Genomic DNA, 24,665 nt, shown 5'->3' with positions numbered 1-24,665 from the left:
AATAGCTTTTTAAACTATTAAGAATTTATAACTAAAAAGGATCAATATGTCAGAAGACGTTTCAAGCAAAGTAAAAAAAATTGTAGCTGATCACTTAGGTATCGACGAAGCAAAAGTAACTGAGGAGTCTAGTTTTATAGATGATCTGGGTGCGGACAGCTTAGATACTGTTGAATTAGTGATGGCTTTTGAAGAAGAATTTGGATCTGAAATTTCAGATAGTGAAGCTGAGAAAATTTTAACTGTTGGCGATGCAGTTAAGTTTATCGAAGGAAAAGCGAACTAATATTTTAAATGCCTTCAGAAAATGATGGCGTAATGATTGTTTTATCCTCTCCTTCAGGGGCGGGTAAAACTACATTAGTTAAAATGTTATCCGAAAAGGATAACTACGAAACCTCAATTTCACATACAACCCGCCAACCAAGACCTAATGAAGTAAACGACAAAGATTATTATTTTGTCAATGAAAATGAGTTTAATAGGTTAATCAAAAATCAGGAATTTCTGGAATATGCAAAAGTATTTAGCAATTTTTATGGAACAACTAGAACACCTGTAATTGACAAATTAAATAAAGGTAAAAATGTTTTATTTGATATTGATTGGCAAGGTGCAGATCAGATTAAAAACAAAAAGTTAGATTACAAACTCATAACATTTTTTATTTTGCCTCCAAGTAAAGAGGTCTTATTTGAAAGATTATCGAATAGAGATATGAAAGATAAATTAATTGCAGAGGAAAGAATGAAGCAATTTGGAAGAGATGTATTGCATTGGATAAATTATGATTATGTGGTGATTAATGATGAATTAAAAAGTTGTTATTCTAAAATTAGTAATTTGATTAATGCAGAAATTTTTGATGGGTCTAAAGATTATGATTTGGAATATATTCGAAATCACGTTGAAAAATTAACTTCTTAATTTTTCATATTCAATAGTTAATTTATAATAAGTATCAAAATCTAAATTTTGAGGTCTTAACTTTAAGTCTAAATTAAATTTATCAAGTAAATCAGTATTTCCATTAAATATTTGATTAAATGGTTTTTTTAACATCTTTCTTCTGTGACTAAAAAATACTCTTGTAATTTTTTCTAAATTTAACGGATCTTTAATATCAACAAAGTTTTTTTTAGGAGTAAAATGAATTAAAGTGCTTTGTATTTTAGGTCTAGGTGAAAAACTTTCAGGTGAAATATCACAAATTTTATTTACGTTTAGTCTCCAATTTGCTAAAATTGATAATCTTCCGTAAGCAGATGTGTTAAATTGAGCTATAATTCTATCTGCCACTTCTTTTTGAAACATTAAAATAAGGTCAGAAAACCAATAATTATTCTTTAAATTTACAATCCATGTACTTAAAATTTCAGTTGAAATATTGTAGGGCAAATTTCCAAATACCACGATTTTATTTTTTGAAAGTGAGGTTGTATCAAATTTAAGAATATCTTCGTTAAAAATTACAACTCTTTCATCCATTATCTCTTTTAAAGATTCTGCTAAAAAATTATCTTTTTCAACAAGATACATTTTGCTTGGATTATTTTTTAAAATTTCTTTGGTTAAATTGCCAGTACCAGGACCAACTTCTAAAATTTCATTATCAGTAATTGATACAGTGCTTACTATTTTATTGATTATATCATTGTCGATTAAAAAATTTTGCCCTAAACTTTTTTTTGCTCTAATCACTTAAAAATCTAAAAATTTTATTGAGTTATGTAAGCTTAAATGGTTAGATTTATTTTTACCAAGCATAGACTCATTAGGGCCGTGATCTGGAGAAACCCTTATAAAAGGTAGACCTATAGTTATATTTATTGCCTCATATTCAAATAGTGTTTTAATAGGAGCAAGTACTTGGTCGTGATACATTCCAATTATTAGATCAAATTTTTTTCTATTATCTTTTAAAAAAATAGTATCTCCTGCTAAAGGACCTTGAATATCATATTTAAGTTTTTTCAATTTTTTAATAGTAGGGTAGATGATACTTTTATCTTCATTAAAACTATCAATACTTTCACAGTGTGGATTTAGTCCTGTGACACCAATTTTAATTTTTTTACCAAATTTTGTTTTCCAAAATTTATTTATAAGCAACACTTTTTTAATTAATTCTAATTTATTAATTTTTTTAGAAACATATTTAATTGGAAGGTGAGTGGTTAAAGGACAAACTGAAAGCTTTTGATTATAAATTATCATTGCAAAGTCTTTGGTATTAGTTTTTTTTGCTAAAAATTCTGTAATTCCATTGAATTTATTTTTCAAAAAAGTTTTCTTAGCAATAGGCCCGTTGATTAGTTTGTTGCTAATATTATTTTGGATTAATTTTATAGCTATTTCAAAGCAAGAAGAAATGTATTCATTTGATTTGGGTGTAATTTTATCAAATGCTTTGTTTTGTTTAAAGTCTACATTTATTAAATTTATTTTCTTTAAATTATTCTTTTTTTTAATTAGATCATCTTCATTAATAAGATTTAAATTAATTTTTTTTCCTAAAAATTTTGCTTGTTTTAAAATTAACTGTTCTGATGCTATTAAAATAATAGGAGATTTAATTTTTTTTTTATAACTTTAAAAAAAATTTCAAAGAAAATACTGTTAGGTTCTCCAGCAACAATTATTATTGGTTTATAATTCATCAATTTGTAAATTTTTTTTAATCTTATTAAAATAAATTTTTGAATATTGATTTAATTGATTATTTTTTTCAAAATTAGTTATTTTTTTTAATTCTTCTTCAACATTAACTTCTATTTGAATATTTTTAATATCATTAATTTGTAAAATTAAAAAACCACCTGATACATTAATTGGTTTTGTAAAATCATTAATATTTAAATTTTTTATTGCGTCTTTAATCTTCTTATTAAGAGAATTTTCATTAATCCAATCTAATTTACCTCCAAAATTTGAAGTCGCTGAAACACTATACTTAAGAGCTGCAAAATCAAAACCACTATTATTTATTACATTACTGATTTCTGTAAATTTATTGTCTAGATCCTTTAGATTTGAAACTTCAAAAGAAATCTCAGATAATAAATATGATTTTGAAAATTTATTACCTTCATTTATTTTTGCTTTTAAATTTTTTTCATTGATTTTAACTTTTGAAGAAAACTTAATTAAGATTAGCTCATTCCAAAGAGCTTCTATTTCTAATTTATTTTTTACATTTTCAATATCAACATTATTAAGAGTTAAATATTCTTTAAAGTCATTTAAATTTGTAATACCTATTCTTGAGTAAATATTCTGTAAAATTTTATCTAAAAATTCTTTAGGTAATTGTGGATTTTTAAAAGTTTTTTCAATTTCTATTTTTTTTATTCTTTCATTTATGATTGATTTTTTTGAAAGTTTAATAATATCTTTTTTTTTAGAATTTTTTAAACTTGGGTTAAGTGCAATTAAGTATTTATATTCATTATTTACATCTAAACTTGTAATTATTTGATTTTCAATTTTTACTAATATCTTATTTTCAATTCCAAACGAACTAGAGCTATAAATAAAGAAAATAAACGTCAAATATATCAGAATTAACTTTTTAAACATTTATTTAACTATTTCTTTATTCCAGTTTCATAGGTTGCTAGTGGGAATAATGTTATTGAAAAAAATAAATCTTGAGTAGGTTTCAAGTCATCATCTTGGTAAAAGCTTTTTTTAAATTTTAAAGCAGCTGTTAAACAATCGTTTCTATACTCATAACTAAGATCATAATATTCTGTTAAATTAATTTCTTTATTTCTTCTTGTGGAAAATTTTAAAGAGGTATTATCATTAATTGTATATTCTGTGTTATTTGAAAGCACATGCGTTGATCCAATTTCATGTCTTTTTTCAATGTAATTAAAAGATGTAACGAAATTATTAATTGAAAATTCAGTTGAAATGGAGTTTGAATTTATGGTCTTCAAATCATTATCTAATGAAAAATCATAAACTAAATTCAAATTATTAAACAATCTATTATTGATGGACCCAAATATGTCTGAATTTTTTTTGTTAATTGTAGAGCTTATTGGAATATCATTTTCAAATTGATCCCTTACAACAGTTGCTAATTTAACTTCAAAATATTTGTCTTTGACATCTTCAGACAGATCATTTTCTTGTTTATCAAATTTATAATCTAAACCAAGTGTGAGAGATCTCCCAGCTTCAAAAGCATTTGAGATACCTAGTCTATTTATATCATACACATTATTTGCAGTAATATTAGTCACTGTGTCACTATAATTGTCCATATTATTTCCTGGATTAATTCTTAGAGAAATTTTTGGTGTAAGAGTTTGTATGTTCATATTAGTTGATTTTAATAAAGGGATAGCAGAGTCGATTTTTAAAATACTCATTCCGTCCATTTGTATGTTGGATGAATATATAGAGTCATTTTTTCCTGCTGAGTTTAAATTTTTTAAATATAAGTCAAAGTTATTTTTAAATCCTAATTTTGATATAAAACTATTTGAATTGTAAATAAGATCATTAACAACTGTGGTTCTTACATTATTCGTATTTGAAAGTTTATTTACTCCCGACGAATAAAAATTTAAATATCCATTAATTGTATTGTCAGTAATCATTGAGGTAACATTTTTTGAAAAATCATAATAAGGTAAAGTGTATTGGTACCTATCACTGTGTTTTACTCCTAGATTTTCATAAACCTCTATACCTGTTGTTAGATTTTGATTTTCTTTCTCAAGATAAAGTTTAACATTTGAATTCAACGTTGTTTGGCTTGCTGGCAACAAAGGTGTATCGAATAAATTGTTTTCAAAAACTTTTAAGTACGTATCGTTTGTAACTCTTTCAATATTGGCTTCAAATCTACTTTCTATAAAATCGGGAATATTTAATTCGTTGTTATAATTAAGAAATAAATGATTAATATTTTTAGTTTTACTATTGGTTGATGACTTATAATCTCTTAAAAAAGCAAAATCAGCAATTAGTGAGGAGTTTTTTTCTTTTTTCCTAAACTCAGTTTGTAAGATATATTTTTCTTTCTCAAATTTTGAAAATTTTTCAAATAATGTTGGTTTAAAGGTTAAATCTTTATTAGACCCAAGTGTTTTAAAATAAGGGATATTAATTGACGAACCTAGAGTTTTTGAATTATTTAATCTAGGTTGCAAAAAACCACTTCTTCTTTTTACAGATGAGTCTGGATGAAAGAATTTTGGAAAATATAAAATAGGAGTATCATATATTCTTATTATGGCATTTTTATAAATCATATCTTTTTTGATTTTGTCATGAGTTATTTTTTCTGCTTTTATACTCCAAGGAGGGCAATCATCATTAAGTTTACAGCTAGTGAAAATCGCATTATTGACTATAGTCTTGTTTTGATCACTTGATGAGGCTGAGCCATAAATTCTAGGATCATTACTTTCATCTCCAAATACATCTTTATGAATATTAATCTTAGTTTCTTTTGCTATATAACTTTTATTCTTAAAATTAAAAAAACCTTCTGAAAAAAAATATTTATCTATTTTGTTCCCCTCAACTTTTGCCAAAACTTCTATCTCTTTAGCTTTTAAAAGTTCTTTGGGTATATTATATGAAAATTTATCTAGTTTATAAATATTTCCATTTTCATCTTCTATGGATGTTTTTTTTTCTGAAAATAGGTTTTCGTCATTTCTAAAATAAGAGATGTCACTGGATTTAAATTTATATTTTTTTTGAATTAAGGCTTTAGTTTCACCTTTTGTAAAAATTTTCTCTGTATTTATAAAGTAAGATATTTCTTCTGCATAAATTTTTGTATCTTTCTCATAATCATTGATTTCAGCATTTTGTTTTGCTTTAAAAGTATTAAGGCTTTTATCATATTCTAAATTATCTGCTTTTATATCTTTATTTTCATCAACTACTTTTGAATTTCCGATTGTAAATATTTTTTCATCATTTTTAAAATAAATTACTTTATCAGCAATAATTATAACATTTTTAATGTTGTCTAAATATTTTACGTTGCCAGTTATTTCCAAAATGTTTGTAAGTTTATTGTAAAAAAAATTTTCACCTGTAATAGTGCTACCATCATCTGAAATAGCTGTACCACCATTAGTGCCATTGATTTTGTCTCCGTTTTCTAAAATTTCGATTTCAGTAACATTTAATGTAAATGCTTCATCTGCATTTGAAGCACTCAAGGAAAAGATAATCCAAATTAAGAAGAATAAAGAATTAAAAAATTTATTTTTCATTTATATTTAATAACATTATTAGATTTACTAAACTTAAAAATATAATGGGTGTCCATACCGATACCATTAATGGTAGTTTTTCAGTTGAACCCATTACGTTAAAAAAATTGTTTATATAATAAATTATTACTGAAAAAAATAGACCAATAATTATCTTAATGACTTTGCTGTTAGATTTTTTAGTATTTAGCATAATAACTGAAGACAGAACTGTCATTATGACTAAAATTAGAGGATATGTTGCGACCTTATAAATTTGCATATCAACATCTACAGTAGAATAATTTAATGATTTATAGTTTCGTCTTAAATCAATAAGCTTAAGCAGAGAAAGTGATGATAAATTTGAAAATAAACTTTCAATTTTTTTTTGATTAAAATTTGATTTAAATTTTATCAAATCTTTTTTTTTACTCATATTTCCCTCAAAAATTGTTACATCATAAATTAACCATTCATTATCCTTTATATCTATCTTGTCACTTTTGAGACTTTTGATTAAATTAAACTCATCATCGAAAGTTGTTATAAAGGTATTAGTTAAAAAATTATTATCAATTTTTGATGAATTTATAATACTAGTTTGGTTATTGACAACATCTTTCATCCACAATCCATTTTTATTTATGACTGCTAAATATAGTTTATCATCTGAAAATTGATTCTTAATTTGTAGGTAATAATGCTGTAAATTGGATGAAAGAGAATAAAATGTAGTTATAGCCAAAATACCAATAACAAAACTAACAAAACTCAAAATATAAATTATTTTAATATTTTTTAAGCCTGAATATTTAAAAATATTTATTTCATCATTATTAAACAACTTAAGAAAAAAAAATTGAGTTGCTATTAAAAATATAAAGGGAAACATTTCAAAAATAATAGATGGCGAACTCATGATAGACAGATAAATTGGGTAAAGTGAATGCACCTCTTTATTACTAAAAAATTCAATTTCTTTTAAAATATTTAGAATAAATACAAGACACAACATTATAAAAAAGACGTTGAGAAACGACTTTATAAAACCATTTATTAAAAATTTTGTATATGTTTTCATTTTGTAATTTTGTAAAATAATCTTAATTTGTGAATAAAAATTAAGTAAATAAATAAAGTTAAAATAATCGGAAGAATTAAAATTAAAATATTTTTATTTAAATTATTTGAAATATACCCAAGTGAACTCTCAGAGAGTATTATCAACCCAAGACCAAATAAAAAAATTAAATATTTATATTTATTATATTTAAGATTTTCTTTTGAGATTAATATAAATAATAGAGAAATTAATATTAAAACTGGTAAATAAAATGGGTTTATCAATCTTTTAAATATTGTTTTATAAATATTTCTTGGATTACTTTTATTACAATTAATTATATTATAATTTTTTTTTTCGAAAATAGATTTCATACATGTTAACAAAGAAAATGTTGATTGCTCTTGTATCTTTTTGTGAGTAACAAGATGCGAGTCCATATCTCCCAGTCCAAAATCTGATTGAGAAAAATCGAAATTTGTAATATTGTTATTATTATTTTTATTTAAGGTTTGGCCATCATAAAGAACAAGAATTCTTTTATTTCCTTTTAATTCAAAAACTCCTTTTTTAGCAAATGTAATTTGAAATCCTTTTTCATAGTTATTTTTTTTGATATAAATATTTTTAAGTTCCCCATTTTCATTTTTATCTTCAGCAAATATAGTAAGTCCTTTGACTGTATCGTTAAATTTTTTTGGCTTAATTAATCCCTCAAAATAATCTACATTGGAGCTTCTTAATTTTGATCTTGCCATTTCCTGTGATTTTGGAACAATGACTGACATTAGTAGAATTTGTACCAACATAATTAAAATCGAAATCCAGAAAAAAAAATTTATTATACTTATTTTACTAACTCCGTGATTCCAAAAAATGATTAATTCATTGTTTGCCTCATATTTGATAAATGTATAAGAAAAACTTATAAAAAGTGCAAAAGGAAGAATCCTACTAATAATTTTTGGGAAATTTAGTAGTGTATAATTGAAATAAACATTATAATTTCTACCATCTTCAATCATAATGTCTAAAAAATTTACTGCTTGAAAAACCCAAATAATTAAACTTATACCAAACAATGCTAAAAAGAAAAAAGTTAAGCAGTCTAATAATAGTTTTCTAAAAATAATTTTTTTCATTGAAATATGTAAATTTTGACAATATATAGCATTCTACTCGTTAGGATTGTATTTAAAATTTATGACTGTTCAAATTAATTATAAAAGTAGTAATTCAAAAAAAATTTCATCAAATCTTGTCTTATTTGTGGATGAAAAATTCAATATTAGCGGATTAAAAAAACATATCTCAAATTCTGAATTATCATACATCTCAGACCTTTTAAAAAATAGTGATTTAAAAAAAAATTTACTTGTTTTTGAAGTTAACTCAAAAAAAACAATATTTTTAATATCAATTAAGAAAGACATTAATACTTCTGATATAGAAAATTTAGGCGCTAAATTTCATGGTTATATAAAATATGATAAGAAAAATGATTATTTTGTAAATTCAGATACCATCAATAGTAATATTAAAAATTTTGTAGGATATTTTTTGCATGGAATAAAATTAAAATCTTATGAATTTAATATATATAAATCAAAAAAAGATAAAAAATTTGCCTCAATAAATCTAATTGGAAGTAAAAATAAGATATCTTCACAAGATCAATTAAGATTTAAAGCATTAGAAGAAGGAATCTTTTTTGCAAGAGATCTTGTTTCTGAGCCAGGTAATATTTTACATCCTGATGAATATGCAAAAAGAATTAATTCACTTAAAAAATTTGGATTAAAAATTAATATATATGATGAAAAAAAACTAAAAAAACTTGGAATGAATGCTTTGCTTGGAGTTGGGCAAGGTAGTATTAGAGGATCATATCTCGTCACAATGGAATGGAATGGAGCAAAAAATAATTCTAAACCTTTAGCTTTTGTTGGAAAAGGTGTTTGTTTTGATACGGGTGGTATTTCACTAAAACCTGCAAAGTTTATGGAAGATATGACGTATGATATGGCAGGATCTGCCACAGTAGTTGGTTTGATGAAAAACTTAGCAGTAAAAAAAGCAAAGATTAATGCTGTTGGTGTTGTAGGTCTTGTAGAAAACATGCCAGGGGGAAATGCTCAAAGACCTGGCGATATTGTTAAATCATATAGTGGTAAAACAATTGAAATATTAAACACAGATGCAGAGGGTAGATTAGTTTTAGCTGATGCTCTTACTTTCACAGAAAAAAAATTCAAGCCAAGATTTATGGTTGATTTAGCAACTCTTACTGGTGCAATTATAGTTTCTCTTGGATCTGAATACGCTGGTCTTTTTTCTAATGACGATAAATTATCTAATCAATTATTAAATGCTGGAAATAAAGTTGATGAAAAATTATGGAGAATGCCACTGCACAAAAACTTTGATAAATTGATAGACTGTAAAAATGCTGATATGCAAAATATTAATTATGTTGGTGGTGCAGGCTCAACTACTGCTGCACAATTTTTACAAAGATTCGTATTAAACAAAACACCTTGGGCACACCTAGATATAGCGGGTATGGCTTTTTCAAAATATGGAGGAGCACTTAATTCAGGTGGTGCAACAGGTTATGGCGTAAGATTATTAAACAAACTAATAGAGGATGACTATGAGTAATACAGAACAAACATTATCAATTATTAAGCCAGATGCAGTTGAAAGAAATTTAGATAATGAAATAAAAGAAATGTTTAAAAATAAAGGATTTTCAATTTTAAAAGAAAAAAAGATTCAAATTGAAAAATCAGAGGCTGAAAAATTTTATAAGGTTCATGAAACAAAACCATTTTATAATGATCTTTGTGCTTATCTGTCCTCAGGACCAATTGTAGTTATGGTTCTTGAAAAAGAAAACGCAGTATTAGGCAATAGAGAGTTAATGGGTGCTACCAACCCAAATGATGCGGAAGAAGGCACTATAAGAAAAAAATATGGAATTTCTATTGATAAAAACTCTGTACATGGATCAGATAGTGTTGAAAATGCAAAAATCGAAATAGATTTTTTCTTTAAAGATTAAGCAACTTCATAATAGCTGCTGGATATAGTTTATGCTCTTGGGCTAAAATCTTTTTAGCTAAGGTTTCAGGAGTATCTAACTTGTTAATTCTAACTTTCTTTTGATTAATAATTCTACCAGAATCAAGTTTAGAATTTACAAGGTGAACTGTACATCCTGAATATTTATCTTTGTTTTTGATTGCCTTTACGTGAGTATTTAATCCTTTATATTTTGGAAGAAGAGAAGGGTGAATATTTAGAATTTTTCCATTAAAATTTTTGATAAAACTTTTTGATAAAATTTTCATAAAACCAGCAAGACAAATTAAATTTATATTATTTTTTTTTAGTTCATTGATAGCTTTTTTCTCAAATAAAGTGCTGTTAAGATTAAACACTTTTTTTTTAATTTTATTAATTTTTGCATATTTTAAACCTTTTGATTTAGGGTTGTTAGAAATAATTATCCCAATAGTTATGGGTGATTTTTTTAGTTTTGAAAATTTGATAAGAGATTTTAAATTACTACCTGTTCCAGATATAAAAACTGCTGTATTTATCTTATTAGATCCAGTTAACAGAGCCATTTAGTTTTACTTTTTCTTTAAAATTTTTGGAAATTTTTCCTATTACATATGGTTTAAAATTATGCGTAAAATATTTTTTAATTTTATTAAATTTTTTTGGGTTAATAATTAAACAAAAACCAACACCGCAATTGAAAGTTTTAAGCATTTCTTTATCGGATATACCTTTTTTATGGAGCCATTTAAAAATTTTAGATGTTTTTATTTGCTCTAAATTTATTTCAGCTGTTAAATTATCTGGAATAACTCTTCTAATATTATCAGCTAAACCACCCCCAGTAATGTTTGCACATCCATTAATTAAATCTTTGTCTATTAATTTTAAAACTTCATTTACATAAATTTTAGTTGGTCTAATTAACTCTTTTTTTAAAAAGTTATTTTTTTTAATATCTATTTTTTTTTGTTTAAGAAGGTAACGTACTAGAGAATATCCATTTGAATGAAGACCACTTGAAGGAATAGCTAAGATCAAATCATTATTTTTGATTTTATCTTTACTTAAGATTTTATTTTTACCAACAATGCCAACAGCAAAACCAGCAATATCGAATTTACCTTTTTCATATGTACCAGGCATTTCAGCTGTTTCTCCGCCAACTAATTCACATTTAGATAATTCACAACCTTTCAAGATACCTTTGATGATTGACTTTAATTTTTTTAAATCAATTTTATTTATTGATATATAATCCAAAAATAATAGAGGCTTAGCACCCTGAACAATTAAATCATTGACACTCATTGCAACTAAATCTATTCCAATAGTGTCATACTTGTTAAGAGTATTAGCAATTTCCACTTTTGTGCCAACACCATCAGTGCATGCAACAATTTTAGGTTGTTTTATTTGATTTGGTATACTTGATATGGATCCAAAACCACCAATATTTGAAAACTTTTTTTTGCCTCTTTTTTTTGATGAAACAGATGAAATGAAATTAACAAATTGATCAGCAGCGTTTATGTTAACTCCACTTTTTTTATAGGTTATTAATTTATTATTCATTAGTATGTTTTATGAGATTAAATATTAAAATTTTAAATTTTAAAAGATTATATATTCATTTTTGCTTTCTTGCTTTGCTAAATATTTTTTTTTCCACAGAAAATATTCAAGCAAAGACTTTTTCAATCAACGATATAGAGATATCCACTCCTTTTGAGATAAATTTTGATAAAAATAACATAATTGATGAAGGTTTCTTAAAAGCATTTGAAAGGTTAGTTTTATCTATTGTTCAAACTAAAGATCAAAAAAAACTTAATAAGGTATCTCTTGGTTTGATAAAAGGCATGATTGAAACCTTTTCTATTAAAGAGGAAAAATTTATTGATGAGATATATTATTTATCCTTAAATGTATCTTTTAACAAAAAAAAAGTATTAAATTTGATGGAGAAAAAAAATATTTTTCCATCTCTTCCTGGCAAAAAAAATATCTTTTTTTTGCCAATTGTCGTAGATAACAATAAAGATGAAATTTCAATTTTTTCAGAAAACTATATTTTTAATAATTGGAATTTAAACAGTCAAAAGTATCATTTATTGAGATATATTTTGCCCACTGAAGATTTAGATGATTTTAATCTATTAAAAAAAAATTCAAAATATCTAGAAAGTTATAACTTTAATGAAATTATTAAGAAATATAATCTTGAAGAATATATTATATCAATCATCTTCAAAGAAAATAATGCAGTTAAAGTTTTAAATAAAATAAATTTTAATCAAAAAGAAGATATCAAAAATAAAACTTTTGAAAATCTTAATATAGATAACAATCAAGAAGCAGATAAATTAGTTAAAAGCTTAAAAACTATTTTTGAAAATTATTGGAAGAGTAAAAATGAAATTAACACATCGGTAAAAATATTTTTAACGATTTCTGTAGATAACAAAAACATAGAAATTAAGAAATTTGAGGAGTTATTAAGTAATATGAATTTAGTGTATGATTTTTATATTCATAAATTAAATAATAAAAATGTTTTTTATAAAATTATATACAATGGATCACCAGACCATTTCCTAAAAATTATGAAAAATAAAAACTATAAATTTGATATTCAAGATCAGATATGGGCCCTTAAATGAATAATTTAAATCAACTAATATTAGATTTTAAATATGATCAAAATTTTAAAGACCAAGATTTTTATGTTTCAAAAAGTAATGAATTTGCATTCAAACTATTAAATAGCTGGCCCAAGTGGGAAAAAAACTTTGTAAATTTAATTGGAGAAAGATTCTCAGGTAAAACTCATTTAGTAAATATTTTTTTATCTAAGTTTAAAGGAATTAAGATTGAAGCCAAAGAAATCGATAATGAATTTCTAAAAAAGATAAAGGTCTTTGAAAATATAATCATTGAAAATTTTAATGATAAAATTGATGAAAATTTGTTATTTACTTTATTGAATATTGTTGACCAGGATAATAAATATCTAATTTTAACTTCAAAAAACTCCATTGTTGATTATTCCTTTAAGTTAAACGATTTAAATTCAAGGTCTAAAAATTTTTTATTATGCAATATTGAAAAACCCGAGGATGATCTCATGTTTGCCCTGATATTAAAAAATTTATCAGATCGCCAAATATCTATAGATAAGAAATTAGTTGATTATATTATCAAAAGAATTGATAGATCGTATGGCAAAATTTTTGATTTCATATATAAAATCGACAAAATTAGTTTAAAACGAAAAAAACCAATCGATTTTAAAATTATAAAAGAAGTCTTAGGAGAATAATTGAGTAAATATAGAACACATAATTGCAATGAGCTAAGAAAAGATGATTTAAATAAAGATATCATAATATCTGGATGGATTAATAAAAAAAGAGATCATGGCAATCTCTTATTTATAGACCTAAGAGATAATTATGGAATTACTCAGTGTATTATTGATAAAGAGAATAAAAATTTTTTAAATATTGAAAAAACTCAACTTGAAACAGTTATAAAAATAAATGGAAAAGTAGTTAATCGTTCTAATGACACGATAAATAAAGATATTGAAACGGGTGAAATTGAAGTTGTTATAAACGAATTTGAAATATTAGGAACTTGCAAAGAATTACCAATGCCAGTTTTTAGTGATCAAGAATATGCTGAAGAAATAAGATTAAAATATAGATTTTTAGATTTAAGAAGAAAAAAGATTCATGAAAATATAATCTTAAGATCAAAAGTAATTTCTTATATTAGGAATGAAATAACAAAACTTGGCTTTTTAGAATTTCAAACCCCAATCTTAACATCATCAAGCCCAGAAGGTGCAAGAGATTTTTTAGTACCAAGTAGACTTAATCCTGGAAAATTTTATGCATTACCACAAGCTCCCCAGCAATTTAAACAATTAATAATGGTTTCTGGTTTTGATAAATATTTTCAAATTGCGCCTTGTTTTAGAGATGAAGATGCTAGGGCTGACAGGAGTCCAGGAGAGTTCTATCAACTTGATTTAGAGATGTCATTTGTAGAACAAGAAGATGTTTTTAAAGTTGTTGAAAATTTAATGGTTAATACTTTTAAAAAATTCTCAAATAAAAAACTAATGAATGATAAATTTCCAAAAATTTCATATGCTGATGCAATGTTAAATTATGGAAGTGATAAACCTGATTTAAGAAATCCATTACTTATAAATGATATTACGGAAATATTTACAAGAGAAGATGTTTCATTTGAGATTTTTAAAAAACTTGTAAAATCTGGTTCAAAAGTCAGATGTATTTCAACTAAAAATACAAAAGATAAACCCAGAAGCTTTTTTGATAATATTGATAAATGGGCCAAAGAACAAGGTGCTTCAGGTTTAGCATATTTTACTTTTGAAAAAGAGGGTCAGCTCTCAGCAAAAGGACCCATTGGAAAGTTTTTTTCTAAAGAGGCTTTAGAGAAAATCATGAAACAAACTAATTCGGAAGTTGGAGATAGTATTTTTATGGCCTGTGGAAAACAAAATGATTTAGAAAAAATTACTTCACTTGCAAGAGATAAAATAGCTAAAGATCTTGATTTGATTGATGATGATATTTTTGCATTTTGTTGGATCGTTGATTATCCAATGTTTGAGAAAGACGAAACTACTAACAAAATTGAGTTTAGTCATAATCCATTTTCAATGCCACAAGGAAATTTAACCGAAGAAAATTTTGAAAAACCCTTAGATATATTGGCTTATCAATATGATATTGTTTGCAATGGTATTGAGCTTTCATCAGGAGCAATAAGAAATCATAAGCCAGAACTTATGTATAAACTTTTTTCAATTGCGGGCTATGATAAAAAACAAGTAGATGAAAAATTTAGTGGAATGATTAATGCATTAAGCTATGGAGCACCACCTCATGGAGGAATTGCCCCTGGAATTGATAGGATAGTAATGTTGTTAGCAAATGAAAAAAATATAAGAGAAGTGACTATGTTTCCAATGAATCAAAATGCACAAGATTTAATGATGAAAGCTCCATCCGATGTAAGTGAAACACAATTAAAAGAACTTAGTATTAGTATAAAAAATAAAAAATAAATCTATTTTTTACCTTTTAAATTTATTTTAACATCTGAAAGATCTACTAAATTTTTTTTATAATTATTTCTTACAAAACCTTTGCTTGTTATATCTTTTACAATTTTTAATAACTGGTTTTGATCTTCAGATTGACTCTCCTCATTTGTAGCAGTTTCATTGCCACCAATAGAAGGTGTATGTGCTAAATCCTCTCTATTTTGATAAGATATTGCTAGTTCTCTAAAAATATAGTCCAGTATTGAACTTGCACTGAGTATTCTGTCGTTACCATGTACTTTTCCAGACGGTTCAAATTTTGTACCAACAAATGCACTAATGAATTCATCTAAAGGTACACCATATTGCAGTCCCAAAGAGACAGCGATAGCAAAATTGTTCATGAGTGCTTTCACTAATTCTCCTTCTTTACTGGTATCAATAAAGATTTCACCTATTTTGCCATCTTCGTATTCTCCAGTATGTAAGTAAACTTTATGGTCTCCAATAGTAGCTTTTTGAATATAACCTTTTCTTCTATCTGGCATTCCAAATCTTTTACCACCTCTTTCAGAGGATTTATTGAAGTTTGAAATGATATTTTCTTTGTTTACAGAATTATTTTGGTTGACCTCAGCTACAACTTCAACTTTTTTGCTTTCAATAACTTTATTATTATTTGGATCAAGACTTTTTGTTTTACGATTATCAAGTTTAACATCTAGGACCTCAAACTTTCCATCGTCTCTTTTTTCAAGATTTTTTAGTTCTGTTTCATTTATATCATCTAAGTAATGATTAACTTTAAATGTACATGTGTAGTAAGTCTCAACTAAATATTTTGCCATTTAACTCCAATTTAAATTTTAATTTGAATATTGAATTAATTAATTTATATACAAATTCATATTTTAGTCTAATTTAAATTATACAATTTTTAATTGAATTGATAAAAAATTTTATGTTGACACTTTTAAAAAAAATTTTCACTTGGTGGAATCAAGATACTTTAGGGACTAGATTAAAAACAATTTTTTTTGGAAAATTAGTTGGTAGTGATGAACTTGGTAATAAATATTATGAAAGTAAAAACGGAAAGAGATGGGTCATTTATGCAAGTACTATTGATGCTTCCAAGATACCAGTTGAGTGGTATTCATGGATGCATTTCACTCCTAATAAAATAGAAAAAACCCATGAACTTGAAAAATATGATTGGCAAAAGCCTCATCAATCAAACTTAACCGGCACAGAAGAAGCTTATTATCCAAATAAAGATAAAGATGGAATCAAAAAGAAATATTCTAGCTGGAAACAATAAATTTAATTTTTATCTTATAATTTATTTAATTTATTTTTTTTTAACAAATCTATCATTTGCAAAAGATGCTACAGAAGGCTCTTTCACAGACATAAAAATTTTAGATAAAATAAGCTCAAAAAATACTCTATTAAAATTAAAAAATGGGGAGTTAATTAATTTTAAAGATCTCTCTATAAAAATTTTAAAATGCAAAAATTCAGAATTTGACGATGATCCTGAAATTACAGCCTATATACAAGTCAAAGACCTAACTGATGAAAATAATAATGAGGTCTTTGTATTTAATGGATGGATGTTTTCGTCAAGCCCATCAATTACTCCATTCGATCATCCGGTATATGATGTTTGGCTTATTAAATGCTACTAGACTATAGTATCTTTATCTAACCAACTAACATTGAAATCAGAGTTAATAAATTTTTTATGACTTAGAAGCTTTTTATGTAGTGGAATGGTTGTAGTAATTCCTTCTATAACAAATTCATCTAGCGATCTATTCATTCTTTGAATTGCTTCAGTTCTATTTCTTCCATGACAAATTAATTTACAAACCATACTGTCATAATATGGGGTAACCTTATATCCTTGAAAAATAGCTCCATCGACTCTTGTCCTGAAACCAGATGGTTGATGACACATACCTATAGTTCCTGGAGATGGTTGAAAGTTTTTACTTGCATCTTCGGCGTTTATTCTGCACTCGATCGCATGACCTCTTGGGTTTATATCGCTTTGTTTTAGTGCTGTTTCTCCAGAAAAAGCGATCCAAATTTGTTCCTTAATAATATCAATACCAGTTACCATTTCGGTTACTGGATGCTCTACTTGTACCCGTGTATTCATTTCAAGAAAATAAAATTTTCCATCTTCATAAATAAATTCTACGGTTCCAGCTCCTAGGTAGCCAATTTTTGTAACCATATTAACTGTTCTTTCAAATAAATCTTTTCTTATTTCATCATTAAGAACTGGGCTGGGTGTTTCTTCTATTAATTTTTGATGTCTTCTTTGAACAGAGCAATCTCTTTCATGAAGGTGAACAACATTATTTTTACCTGCCAAGATTTGAACTTCAATATGCCTTGGATTTTGAAAAAACTTCTCAATATAAACTTCGTCATTACCAAAGTATTTTTTTGCTTCTGATTTTGCAGTAGAAAACAAGGTTTCAAACTCCTCTTCTTTATGAACAATTTTCATACCTTTTCCACCACCACCACCTGATGCTTTAATTAAGACAGGAAATCCAATTTTTTTACATAGCTCTTTAGCTTGAGCAATATCGGTGACACCACTCTCAGAACCTTCGATTACTGGTAAGCCATTCTCTTTAGCAATTCTCTTTGCTTGAATTTTATCACCCATCATTTCTATATGTTTTGATGATGCACCAATAAAACTAATTTTATTTTCTTCAAGAATTTTTGCAAAACTGGCATTTTCAGATAAAAATCCATAACCAGGATGTACAGCGTCAGCATTAGTAAGTTCTATTGCTGACATTAAATTAGGAATATTTAAGTAACTATTTGCAGGTTGGTGAGATCCTATACAAACACTTTCATCTGCCATTCTTACATGCATACTCTCTCTATCAACATCAGAATGAACAGCTACAGTTGGAATTCCCCATTCTTTACAAGCTCTAATAATTCTAACTGCAATTTCCCCACGGTTTGCAATTAAGATTTTTTTAAACATTTATTTATTCAAGGATAATAATAGTTTGACCAAACTCGACAGGGTGACCGTCTTCAACACAGATTTCTTTTACAACACCATCTGCTGTTGATGGCACATGATTCATTGTTTTCATAGCTTCAACAATCATAATTGTATCACCTTTTTTAATTTTTTTACCTATTTCAACAAATTTTTTCGCCCCTGGTTCTGGAGCATGATAAGCAGTTCCAATTATTGGAGAAGTAATTTCAGTACCAGATTTTAAATTTAGTTTTTCAGAAATATTTTCATTACCTGCGCTAATATTTGCCGAGGTTGAAACTGGCTGATTGCCGATAGACACATTGTTTTTAGAAACTTTAATTTTAGTATCTTTTTCAGTAATTTCTATTTCTGTGAGATTAAACTCATCTAAATAGTCACTTAATTCTTTAATGATGCTTTTATCTATTTTCATTTTTTAAAATCTTTTCTATTGAAATTATGGCCAAAATATAACCTTCAACTCCTAATCCAAAAATTCCCCCTGTTGCTATATCACTTATTAGAGATTTATGCCTAAACTCCTCTCTTTTATATATATTTGATATATGTAATTCAATTATTGGTTTTTTAAATAAATCGAGAGCGTCCCTGATCGCAACTGACGTATGAGTAAAACCTGCAGCATTTATTATCATTCCATCATATTTTTTTCTCGCATCCTGAATTAAATTAACTAGCTCTCCTTCAATATTTGATTGTGAAAATTCTAATTCAATACCAATTTTAATTGACTCCTTTAAACAATTTTCTTTTAACTGATCAAAAGTTGTTGAGCCATATTGTGATTGTTCTCTCTCACCTAATAGATTAAGATTTGGACCATTGATAATAATAATTTTATTGTTCATTTAACTCTTATATACGATGAAAAAAATAAAAAAAATAGAAATTAAAGTGAATGGTAAATTTAAGAATATTACAGAAAATTATAAGATTTCAGATTTGGTAAAAGATCTTAAAATTCCTTTAAAAAAAGTAGCAATTGAACACAATCAAGAGATAGTAGATAAAAAAAAAATTAGTAAGATTATTCTAAAAAAAGATGATAAAATTGAGATCGTTCATTTTATTGGAGGGGGTTAAATGAAAAATGATAAAATAATTATAGCAAATAAAAAATTTAATTCTCGATTAATTGTAGGCACTGGTAAATATAAAAATATGCTCGAGTGTGCAAAAGCAATTAAACTCTCAGGAGCAGAAATTGTGACCGTTGCTGTAAGAAGAGTAAATATAACTGATAAAAAAAAACCACTTCTTATGGATTATATTGATCCAAAAAAAATTACTTATTTACCAAATACAGCAGGATGCTTTACTTCAGAAGAGGCATTAAGAACACTTCGATTAGCGAGGGAAATGGGTGGATGGAAATTGGTTAAATTAGAAGTTTTAGGTGATAAACAAAATTTATTTCCTGATATGATTGAGACTCTAAAGTCAACAGAGGTTTTAGCTAAAGAGGGTTTTAAAGTTATGGTTTATTGTAATGATGATCCATTAATGGCAAAACGATTAGAAAACTCAGGTGCAGATGCAATAATGCCGTTAGCTGCTCCTATTGGTTCTGGTTTGGGAATTCAGAATAAAACAAATATTCAAATTATTAGAAAACAAACTAAATTACCTTTAATTATTGATGCAGGCTTAGGCCAAGCATCAGATGCCACAATTGCAATGGAGTTAGGTTGTGATGGTGTTTTAGTTAACACTGCAATTGCTAAAGCAAAAAAACCATTTGATATGGCTCTTGCGTTTAAAAATGCTGTAATTGCCGGTAGACAATCCTTTTTAGCAGGACGTATTAATAAATATTTGTATGGAAATGCGTCTTCCCCAAAAATAGGAATTATTAAATAGTTGTTGTTTTTTTTACAAACTTCTTTTTAAAGTAAGGTTTCTTTTTAAAGGGTTTTTTATGAAATTTTTTAGCCTCTTTCTTGTCAATAATCTTATCTTCTCTAATTTGTATTTCTAAATTTTTTAATTTTTCAAAATGTTCGATTAGTTCAATTGTTTTTTTTGATTTATTTTGAACATCTATAATATACTCTGGGATAATAAGTGTAGGATCGCTAACAATATCTATTGTCATTTTATTTTTCTTTTCAAAATAAGTTAAATCATCAACAAAATTTTCTTTTAAAAAATCAGAGATTTTCTCACAAACTTTTAGCTCAACAAATTTAGCTTTGTGAATAATTGCATTTAACTCGACTGTTTTGAGTAATTTTTGAGCAAATGACTCATCTGTAAGAGTTACCCTCCATTTTATTGCACTTTCTCTTAGTCTTTGTCTAGACATTTCTAGAAGTCCAAAGTTACTTATTCTTCCAATTTGAATTCTAGCCCTATCAGTTCTGCATTTTTCTTTAAGTTTTCTTTCAACCAATCTTCTATTTCCATAACTGAGCATATCAATAAAGTCGATTATAATTAGACCAGATAAGTCTCTAATTTTTATTTGTCTTGCAATTTCTTCAGCTGCCTCAATATTTGTATCTAACGCAGTGCTTTCAACATTTTTACCTTTAATTGAGCTACCTGAGTTTATATCAATTGAAACAAGTGCCTCAGTGGGATTTATTACTAAATATCCTCCTGATTTTAGTTTTATCTCAGAGTCAAATATTTGGTTTAATTTTTGCTCAATTTTTTCTTCAATAAATAAAGGAACTTTTCCTCTATATTTTTTTACCTTCTTAACACTTGACGGCATGATCATTTTCATAAAAGTTTGTGCTTTTTTATATCCTTCGTTACCCTCAACTATTATATTTTGAGTGGTATCATCAAACATGTCTCTTAAAGTTCTTTTTATAATTTCACTTTCTTGATGAATTAATGATGGTGCTATAGAATTGATAGCTGTATCTTTAATTTGACTCCATGTTTTGATAAGAGTTTCTAAATCATTATTAATTTCATTTTTGGTTTTATTGCTTCCAGCAGTTCTTACAATCAAGCCCATTTCTTTAGGGATCTCAATTTCATTCAAAATAGTTCTTATTTTTTTTCTATCAGCTGGATTAAATATTTTACGAGATATCCCGCCTCCTTTTGGAGTATTAGGCATCAAGACAATATATTTTCCTGCAATTGAAATAAATGTACTAAGTGCTGCACCTTTTTGTCCTCGCTCATCTTTGATGACTTGCACTAAGATAACTTGATTTGGTTTTATAACTTCCTGTATTTTGTATCTTTTAAATTTAAACTTAATTTCTTTCTTTTTTTCTTTTTCTTCAATTAGATTAACTTTTTCTTCGGAAGTATTTTCATTTTCTTCAGCTGGATCTTTATCAATATTAATAGGGTCATCTATTTCAAGTTTTCCCTCAGCAATATTTTCGTCTTCTTTTGCCTCAATCTCTTTTGAGAGTTCTTCTCTAGCTTTTTCCTCTTCCTCTTTAATTCTATCTAAATCTGCTTTTGGTATTTGATAATAATCAGACTGAATATCATTAAAAGATAGAAATCCATGCCTCTCTCGTCCAAAATCAATAAATGCTGCTTGAAGAGATGGTTCTATTCTACTGACTCTACCTAGATATATATTATTTTTAATTAAATTATTCTTTAAACCTTCGTATTCGTAGTCTTCAATATTGTCATCTGATTTAAGAACAACTCTAGTTTCATTAGGATGCGATGCATCGATATATAAATTTTTTTCCATAATAATTTGATTAATTGATTCATTTAATATTTTAAGTGTTAATAAAATTTTGTTTAATTCTAATGCCTTATCTTTAACAAATTCCAAGATATAATGGAAATAAAATGAATAAAATTATTAAAAATACCCTGTTTATATTGTTATCTTTTCTATTTTTAATGAGTATTTTGATATTTGGAATTTTATGGTTTTATTCAAACAATATTCCTGATTATAGATTTCTTAAAAATTATAAGCCGCCAGTATCAAGTAAGGTATATTCAGGTGATGGGGAGCTAGTTGCAGATTTTTCAAAAGAAAAAAGGATATTTGTTCCATTTAACTCAATTCCAAAAAATGTAATTTATTCATTCCTATCTGCAGAAGATAAAAATTTCTTTTCTCATCCAGGTGTTGATGCAAAAGGAGTTTTAAGGGCTGTGATAAACAATATTTCAAACATAATCTCATCAAAAAGACTGGAGGGCGCTTCAACAATCACACAACAAGTAGCTAAGAATTTTTTATTAACTAACGAGGTAAGTCTCAACAGAAAAATAAAAGAGGCTATTTTAGCATTTAGAATTGAAAGAGCTTTATCTAAACAGAGAATCCTAGAATTATATTTAAATCAAATTTATCTTGGAAGTGGCGCATACGGTGTAGCTGCAGCGAGTTTAGAATATTTTGACAAATCTATTCAAGATTTAGATTATGGGGAGGCCGCGTTATTGGCAGCTTTACCAAAAGCACCAAGTAGATATAATCCTTATCGAGATATTAAGTTGTCGAAATTTAGAAGAGACTTGGTTTTAAAAAATCTGTTTGAAAACAAATATATAGATTTAAGGGAATATAATTACCTTAAAGAAAAAAAAATTGTACTGAATAAAACAAAAAAGGTTTTTTTAGAAGATGCTCAATATTATATTGAAGATGTTCGAAAAAATGTAATTGATACTTTAACTTATGATAAAGTTTATAAGCAAGGATTTAACATTAATACTCCAATTAATTTAGAGTTTCAAAAGATAGCAACCGACTCACTTAGGAATGGATTATCATCTTATGATAAGAGAAAAGGTTGGCGAGGAGCTCTTACAAACAAAAAATATTCAAAAAATTGGAATAAAGATATTGATAAATTTAATTTAGAAGACTCAATTAATTGGGAATTAGCAATTGTTAAGAAATTAAATAAATTTTCAGCTAATATTGAAACGGAAAATAAATTAAATGGAAAAATAGAATTTAAAGATATTTCTTGGACAAAAAAAGATTTTAATCAATTATTAAAAGTAGGCGATATAGTTTATGTAAAAAAAATTGTTGATAAAAAATATAGTTTAAAACAACTTCCAAAAGTTAATGGTGGAATTGTTGTTATGGATCCTTATACAGGCCGAGTGTTGGCTTTAAGTGGTGGCTTCAGTTTTAAAAAAAGTGAATTTAATAGAGCAACACAAGCATTGAGACAACCCGGTTCAGCTTTTAAACCATTTGTGTATGCTTTAGCTCTTGAAAATAATTATACTCCAACATCACTAATTTTAGATGCGCCAATTGTTTTGGATCAAGGAGAAGATCTTAAAATGTGGAAACCAGAAAATTATGGAAAAAAGTTTTATGGACCATCAACATTGAGAATAGGATTGGAAAAATCAAGAAATTTGATGACAGTCAGAATAGCTCAAGACTTAGGTCTCAAAAAGATTATAAATTTTTCAAAAGATCTTGGTATATATGATAATCCTGAGGAACTTCTGTCTATTTCACTAGGATCTGCAGAAACAACACTATTAAAACTTACATCAGCGTACTCAGTTTTTGTTAATGGAGGCAAATTAGTCGATCCAATTTTAATTGATAGAATTCAAGACAGTGAAGGAAAAACTATTTTTAATAATGATAAAAGAAAATGTATTAATTGTGATGAAATATCTTATCTAGGTAAAGATTATCCAATTATAAGAGATAATTATAAAAAAATTTTTTCTTCTCAAACATCATATCAAATGACGTCAATCCTTGAAGGAGTTGTTCAAAGAGGTACAGCTAAAAAATTAAAAGATCTTAAATTAAATATTGCTGGAAAAACTGGGACAACTAATAAAAATACAGACACATGGTTTGTTGGATATACATCTAATCTTTTAATTGGAGTTTATGTTGGTTTAGATAATCCATCGCCACTTGGAAGATATGAAACAGGCTCAAAAACGGCTTTACCAATTTTTAAAGAATTTATAAAAAAAACAGTTAATAAATCAGATGCAAGACCATTTAAAGCAGCAGAAGGAACAGTAATGATGGTTGTGGATCCAAATACTGGCCAAAAAGCAAAATTTAATTCTAAAAATACTATTATTGAAGTTTATAAGAAACAGAATGTGGTTGATGGAAAAGTTTTATACTCAAATAATGATAGATTAGATGCTAATAATATATTAAAATTTTATTAATGGACGATAAATACCAAAATTATAAAAAAGAAATAGAAAAAATTA

25 protein-coding genes are annotated in these 24,665 nt (G+C 26.3%); 12 read left to right on the top strand and 13 right to left on the bottom strand.

What is annotated here, in order from left to right:
* Nucleotides 1-46: 46 nt before the first annotated feature.
* Both AC5SLZ_RS04690 and gmk read left to right on the top strand, forming a co-directional pair.
* Nucleotides 47-286: an acyl carrier protein gene (locus tag AC5SLZ_RS04690; RefSeq protein WP_008544320.1), complete on the top strand. Its 240-nt coding sequence runs from the start codon at nt 47-49 to the stop codon at nt 284-286.
* Between the two features lie 8 nt (nt 287-294).
* Nucleotides 295-927 (top strand): guanylate kinase, encoded by a 633-nt coding sequence (gene gmk, locus AC5SLZ_RS04685; protein ID WP_494615148.1) that lies wholly within the window; start codon nt 295-297, stop codon nt 925-927.
* Here gmk and rsmA read toward each other — a convergent pair.
* From rsmA to AC5SLZ_RS04655, 6 genes are all read right to left on the bottom strand, one after another.
* The gene (gene rsmA / locus AC5SLZ_RS04680) at nt 916-1,701 is read right to left on the bottom strand and encodes a 16S rRNA (adenine(1518)-N(6)/adenine(1519)-N(6))-dimethyltransferase RsmA (protein WP_494615147.1); all 786 of its coding nucleotides are present in this window, start codon (nt 1,699-1,701) and stop codon (nt 916-918) included. The genes gmk and rsmA overlap by 12 nt on opposite strands.
* Complete coding sequence (locus AC5SLZ_RS04675) at nt 1,702-2,538, bottom strand: 4-hydroxythreonine-4-phosphate dehydrogenase PdxA (protein WP_494616227.1); 837 nt, start codon at nt 2,536-2,538, stop codon at nt 1,702-1,704.
* A gap of 111 nt (nt 2,539-2,649) precedes the next feature.
* Nucleotides 2,650-3,579 carry a peptidylprolyl isomerase gene (locus AC5SLZ_RS04670; protein ID WP_494615146.1) on the bottom strand — a complete coding sequence of 310 codons (930 nt, stop codon included), beginning with the start codon at nt 3,577-3,579 and terminating at the stop codon, nt 2,650-2,652.
* 8 nt (nt 3,580-3,587) lie between these two features.
* Nucleotides 3,588-6,251 carry an LPS-assembly protein LptD gene (locus tag AC5SLZ_RS04665; RefSeq protein WP_494615144.1) on the bottom strand — a complete coding sequence of 888 codons (2,664 nt, stop codon included), beginning with the start codon at nt 6,249-6,251 and terminating at the stop codon, nt 3,588-3,590.
* Nucleotides 6,241-7,248, bottom strand: a complete 1,008-nt coding sequence (locus AC5SLZ_RS04660; RefSeq protein WP_494615143.1) for an LptF/LptG family permease — start codon at nt 7,246-7,248, stop codon at nt 6,241-6,243. The genes AC5SLZ_RS04665 and AC5SLZ_RS04660 overlap by 11 nt, the downstream gene beginning before the upstream one ends.
* 62 nt (nt 7,249-7,310) lie before the next feature.
* Complete coding sequence (locus tag AC5SLZ_RS04655; protein WP_494615142.1) at nt 7,311-8,438, bottom strand: LptF/LptG family permease; 1,128 nt, start codon at nt 8,436-8,438, stop codon at nt 7,311-7,313.
* Nucleotides 8,439-8,499: 61 nt separating this feature from the next.
* On the opposite strand from AC5SLZ_RS04655, the gene AC5SLZ_RS04650 reads away from it, so the two are divergent.
* Together AC5SLZ_RS04650 and ndk are read left to right on the top strand one after the other, a co-directional pair.
* On the top strand, nt 8,500-9,957 hold the full coding sequence (locus tag AC5SLZ_RS04650; protein WP_494615140.1) for a leucyl aminopeptidase: 1,458 nt from the start codon (nt 8,500-8,502) through the stop codon (nt 9,955-9,957).
* Nucleotides 9,950-10,360, top strand: a complete 411-nt coding sequence (gene ndk / locus AC5SLZ_RS04645; protein WP_028036685.1) for a nucleoside-diphosphate kinase — start codon at nt 9,950-9,952, stop codon at nt 10,358-10,360. Before AC5SLZ_RS04650 ends, ndk begins: the two co-directional genes overlap by 8 nt.
* On the opposite strand, the gene purN is transcribed toward ndk, so the two are convergent.
* Nucleotides 10,350-10,928, bottom strand: coding sequence for a phosphoribosylglycinamide formyltransferase (gene purN / locus AC5SLZ_RS04640; RefSeq protein ID WP_494615138.1), 579 nt, complete (start codon nt 10,926-10,928; stop codon nt 10,350-10,352). The two genes, ndk and purN, sit on opposite strands and share 11 nt — an antisense overlap.
* Entirely contained in the window at nt 10,906-11,937 is a 1,032-nt protein-coding gene (gene purM, locus AC5SLZ_RS04635) for a phosphoribosylformylglycinamidine cyclo-ligase (protein WP_494615137.1), read from the bottom strand. Before purM ends, purN begins: the two co-directional genes overlap by 23 nt.
* An 11-nt stretch (nt 11,938-11,948) precedes the next feature.
* Here purM and AC5SLZ_RS04630 point away from each other — a divergent pair, with 11 nt between their 5' ends.
* From AC5SLZ_RS04630 to aspS, 3 genes are read left to right on the top strand one after another with little or no spacing between them, the layout of a single operon-like run.
* Nucleotides 11,949-13,025: a hypothetical protein gene (locus AC5SLZ_RS04630; RefSeq protein ID WP_494615136.1), complete on the top strand. Its 1,077-nt coding sequence runs from the start codon at nt 11,949-11,951 to the stop codon at nt 13,023-13,025.
* Nucleotides 13,022-13,684, top strand: a complete 663-nt coding sequence (locus tag AC5SLZ_RS04625) for an HdaA/DnaA family protein (protein WP_028036689.1) — start codon at nt 13,022-13,024, stop codon at nt 13,682-13,684. Before AC5SLZ_RS04630 ends, AC5SLZ_RS04625 begins: the two co-directional genes overlap by 4 nt.
* Entirely contained in the window at nt 13,685-15,469 is a 1,785-nt protein-coding gene (aspS, locus tag AC5SLZ_RS04620) for an aspartate--tRNA ligase (RefSeq protein WP_494615134.1), read from the top strand.
* Nucleotides 15,470-15,471: 2 nt separating this feature from the next.
* Here the strand turns inward: aspS and AC5SLZ_RS04615 are convergent, their stop codons facing one another.
* Nucleotides 15,472-16,296: a TSCPD domain-containing protein gene (locus AC5SLZ_RS04615; protein WP_494615133.1), complete on the bottom strand. Its 825-nt coding sequence runs from the start codon at nt 16,294-16,296 to the stop codon at nt 15,472-15,474.
* Between the two features lie 113 nt (nt 16,297-16,409).
* On the opposite strand from AC5SLZ_RS04615, the gene AC5SLZ_RS04610 reads away from it, so the two are divergent.
* Together AC5SLZ_RS04610 and AC5SLZ_RS04605 are read left to right on the top strand one after the other, a co-directional pair.
* On the top strand, nt 16,410-16,769 hold the full coding sequence (locus tag AC5SLZ_RS04610; RefSeq protein ID WP_494615132.1) for an NADH-ubiquinone oxidoreductase subunit NDUFA12 family protein: 360 nt from the start codon (nt 16,410-16,412) through the stop codon (nt 16,767-16,769).
* Nucleotides 16,732-17,139 carry a DUF2155 domain-containing protein gene (locus AC5SLZ_RS04605; protein ID WP_028036693.1) on the top strand — a complete coding sequence of 136 codons (408 nt, stop codon included), beginning with the start codon at nt 16,732-16,734 and terminating at the stop codon, nt 17,137-17,139. Before AC5SLZ_RS04610 ends, AC5SLZ_RS04605 begins: the two co-directional genes overlap by 38 nt.
* On the opposite strand, the gene accC is transcribed toward AC5SLZ_RS04605, so the two are convergent.
* Genes accC through aroQ form a run of 3 tightly spaced genes read right to left on the bottom strand, consistent with a single transcriptional unit; the run spans nt 17,136 to nt 19,348 of the window.
* Nucleotides 17,136-18,473, bottom strand: coding sequence for an acetyl-CoA carboxylase biotin carboxylase subunit (gene accC, locus AC5SLZ_RS04600; RefSeq protein WP_494615130.1), 1,338 nt, complete (start codon nt 18,471-18,473; stop codon nt 17,136-17,138). The genes AC5SLZ_RS04605 and accC overlap by 4 nt on opposite strands.
* Nucleotides 18,474-18,477: 4 nt before the next feature.
* Complete coding sequence (locus AC5SLZ_RS04595; protein ID WP_494615129.1) at nt 18,478-18,912, bottom strand: acetyl-CoA carboxylase biotin carboxyl carrier protein; 435 nt, start codon at nt 18,910-18,912, stop codon at nt 18,478-18,480.
* Nucleotides 18,899-19,348 carry a type II 3-dehydroquinate dehydratase gene (aroQ, locus tag AC5SLZ_RS04590; RefSeq protein ID WP_494615128.1) on the bottom strand — a complete coding sequence of 150 codons (450 nt, stop codon included), beginning with the start codon at nt 19,346-19,348 and terminating at the stop codon, nt 18,899-18,901. Before aroQ ends, AC5SLZ_RS04595 begins: the two co-directional genes overlap by 14 nt.
* A 16-nt stretch (nt 19,349-19,364) precedes the next feature.
* On the opposite strand from aroQ, the gene thiS reads away from it, so the two are divergent.
* Both thiS and AC5SLZ_RS04580 read left to right on the top strand, forming a co-directional pair.
* Nucleotides 19,365-19,583, top strand: a complete 219-nt coding sequence (thiS, locus tag AC5SLZ_RS04585; protein WP_028036697.1) for a sulfur carrier protein ThiS — start codon at nt 19,365-19,367, stop codon at nt 19,581-19,583.
* Nucleotides 19,584-20,360: a thiazole synthase gene (locus AC5SLZ_RS04580; RefSeq protein WP_028036698.1), complete on the top strand. Its 777-nt coding sequence runs from the start codon at nt 19,584-19,586 to the stop codon at nt 20,358-20,360.
* Here the strand turns inward: AC5SLZ_RS04580 and AC5SLZ_RS04575 are convergent.
* Nucleotides 20,353-22,179, bottom strand: coding sequence for an Rne/Rng family ribonuclease (locus AC5SLZ_RS04575; RefSeq protein WP_494615127.1), 1,827 nt, complete (start codon nt 22,177-22,179; stop codon nt 20,353-20,355). The genes AC5SLZ_RS04580 and AC5SLZ_RS04575 overlap by 8 nt on opposite strands.
* 104 nt (nt 22,180-22,283) lie before the next feature.
* Between AC5SLZ_RS04575 and AC5SLZ_RS04570 the strand changes: the two genes are divergently transcribed.
* Nucleotides 22,284-24,620 (top strand): penicillin-binding protein 1A, encoded by a 2,337-nt coding sequence (locus AC5SLZ_RS04570; protein ID WP_494615125.1) that lies wholly within the window; start codon nt 22,284-22,286, stop codon nt 24,618-24,620.
* Nucleotides 24,621-24,665: the final 45 nt, after the last annotated feature.

It is taken from the genome of Candidatus Pelagibacter sp. PS_06 (assembly GCF_059418045.1).
The sequence above is the reverse complement of the archived record's forward strand: the minus strand, read 5'-3'. Positions and strand labels throughout refer to the sequence as shown.

Excerpts from the sequence above, each read along its gene's own strand:
- AC5SLZ_RS04665 (WP_494615144.1), bottom strand. The coding sequence starts at position 6,251 with ATGAAAAATAAATTTTTTAATTCTTTATTCTTCTTAATTTGGATTATC.
- AC5SLZ_RS04660 (WP_494615143.1), bottom strand. The coding sequence starts at position 7,248 with ATGTTGTGTCTTGTATTTATTCTAAATATTTTAAAAGAAATTGAATTT.
- thiS (WP_028036697.1), top strand. The coding sequence starts at position 19,365 with ATGAAAAAAATAAAAAAAATAGAAATTAAAGTGAATGGTAAATTTAAG.
- AC5SLZ_RS04625 (WP_028036689.1), top strand. The coding sequence starts at position 13,022 with ATGAATAATTTAAATCAACTAATATTAGATTTTAAATATGATCAAAAT.
- AC5SLZ_RS04690 (WP_008544320.1), top strand. The coding sequence starts at position 47 with ATGTCAGAAGACGTTTCAAGCAAAGTAAAAAAAATTGTAGCTGATCAC.
- AC5SLZ_RS04570 (WP_494615125.1), top strand. The coding sequence starts at position 22,284 with ATGAATAAAATTATTAAAAATACCCTGTTTATATTGTTATCTTTTCTA.
- AC5SLZ_RS04580 (WP_028036698.1), top strand. The coding sequence starts at position 19,584 with ATGAAAAATGATAAAATAATTATAGCAAATAAAAAATTTAATTCTCGA.
- ndk (WP_028036685.1), top strand. The coding sequence starts at position 9,950 with ATGAGTAATACAGAACAAACATTATCAATTATTAAGCCAGATGCAGTT.
- purM (WP_494615137.1), bottom strand. The coding sequence starts at position 11,937 with ATGAATAATAAATTAATAACCTATAAAAAAAGTGGAGTTAACATAAAC.
- aroQ (WP_494615128.1), bottom strand. The coding sequence starts at position 19,348 with ATGAACAATAAAATTATTATTATCAATGGTCCAAATCTTAATCTATTA.
- purN (WP_494615138.1), bottom strand. The coding sequence starts at position 10,928 with ATGGCTCTGTTAACTGGATCTAATAAGATAAATACAGCAGTTTTTATA.
- AC5SLZ_RS04655 (WP_494615142.1), bottom strand. The coding sequence starts at position 8,438 with ATGAAAAAAATTATTTTTAGAAAACTATTATTAGACTGCTTAACTTTT.
- AC5SLZ_RS04595 (WP_494615129.1), bottom strand. The coding sequence starts at position 18,912 with ATGAAAATAGATAAAAGCATCATTAAAGAATTAAGTGACTATTTAGAT.
- AC5SLZ_RS04605 (WP_028036693.1), top strand. The coding sequence starts at position 16,732 with ATGGAATCAAAAAGAAATATTCTAGCTGGAAACAATAAATTTAATTTT.
- accC (WP_494615130.1), bottom strand. The coding sequence starts at position 18,473 with ATGTTTAAAAAAATCTTAATTGCAAACCGTGGGGAAATTGCAGTTAGA.
- AC5SLZ_RS04650 (WP_494615140.1), top strand. The coding sequence starts at position 8,500 with ATGACTGTTCAAATTAATTATAAAAGTAGTAATTCAAAAAAAATTTCA.
- gmk (WP_494615148.1), top strand. The coding sequence starts at position 295 with ATGCCTTCAGAAAATGATGGCGTAATGATTGTTTTATCCTCTCCTTCA.
- AC5SLZ_RS04630 (WP_494615136.1), top strand. The coding sequence starts at position 11,949 with ATGAGATTAAATATTAAAATTTTAAATTTTAAAAGATTATATATTCAT.
- AC5SLZ_RS04575 (WP_494615127.1), bottom strand. The coding sequence starts at position 22,179 with ATGGAAAAAAATTTATATATCGATGCATCGCATCCTAATGAAACTAGA.
- AC5SLZ_RS04610 (WP_494615132.1), top strand. The coding sequence starts at position 16,410 with ATGTTGACACTTTTAAAAAAAATTTTCACTTGGTGGAATCAAGATACT.
- AC5SLZ_RS04670 (WP_494615146.1), bottom strand. The coding sequence starts at position 3,579 with ATGTTTAAAAAGTTAATTCTGATATATTTGACGTTTATTTTCTTTATT.
- AC5SLZ_RS04615 (WP_494615133.1), bottom strand. The coding sequence starts at position 16,296 with ATGGCAAAATATTTAGTTGAGACTTACTACACATGTACATTTAAAGTT.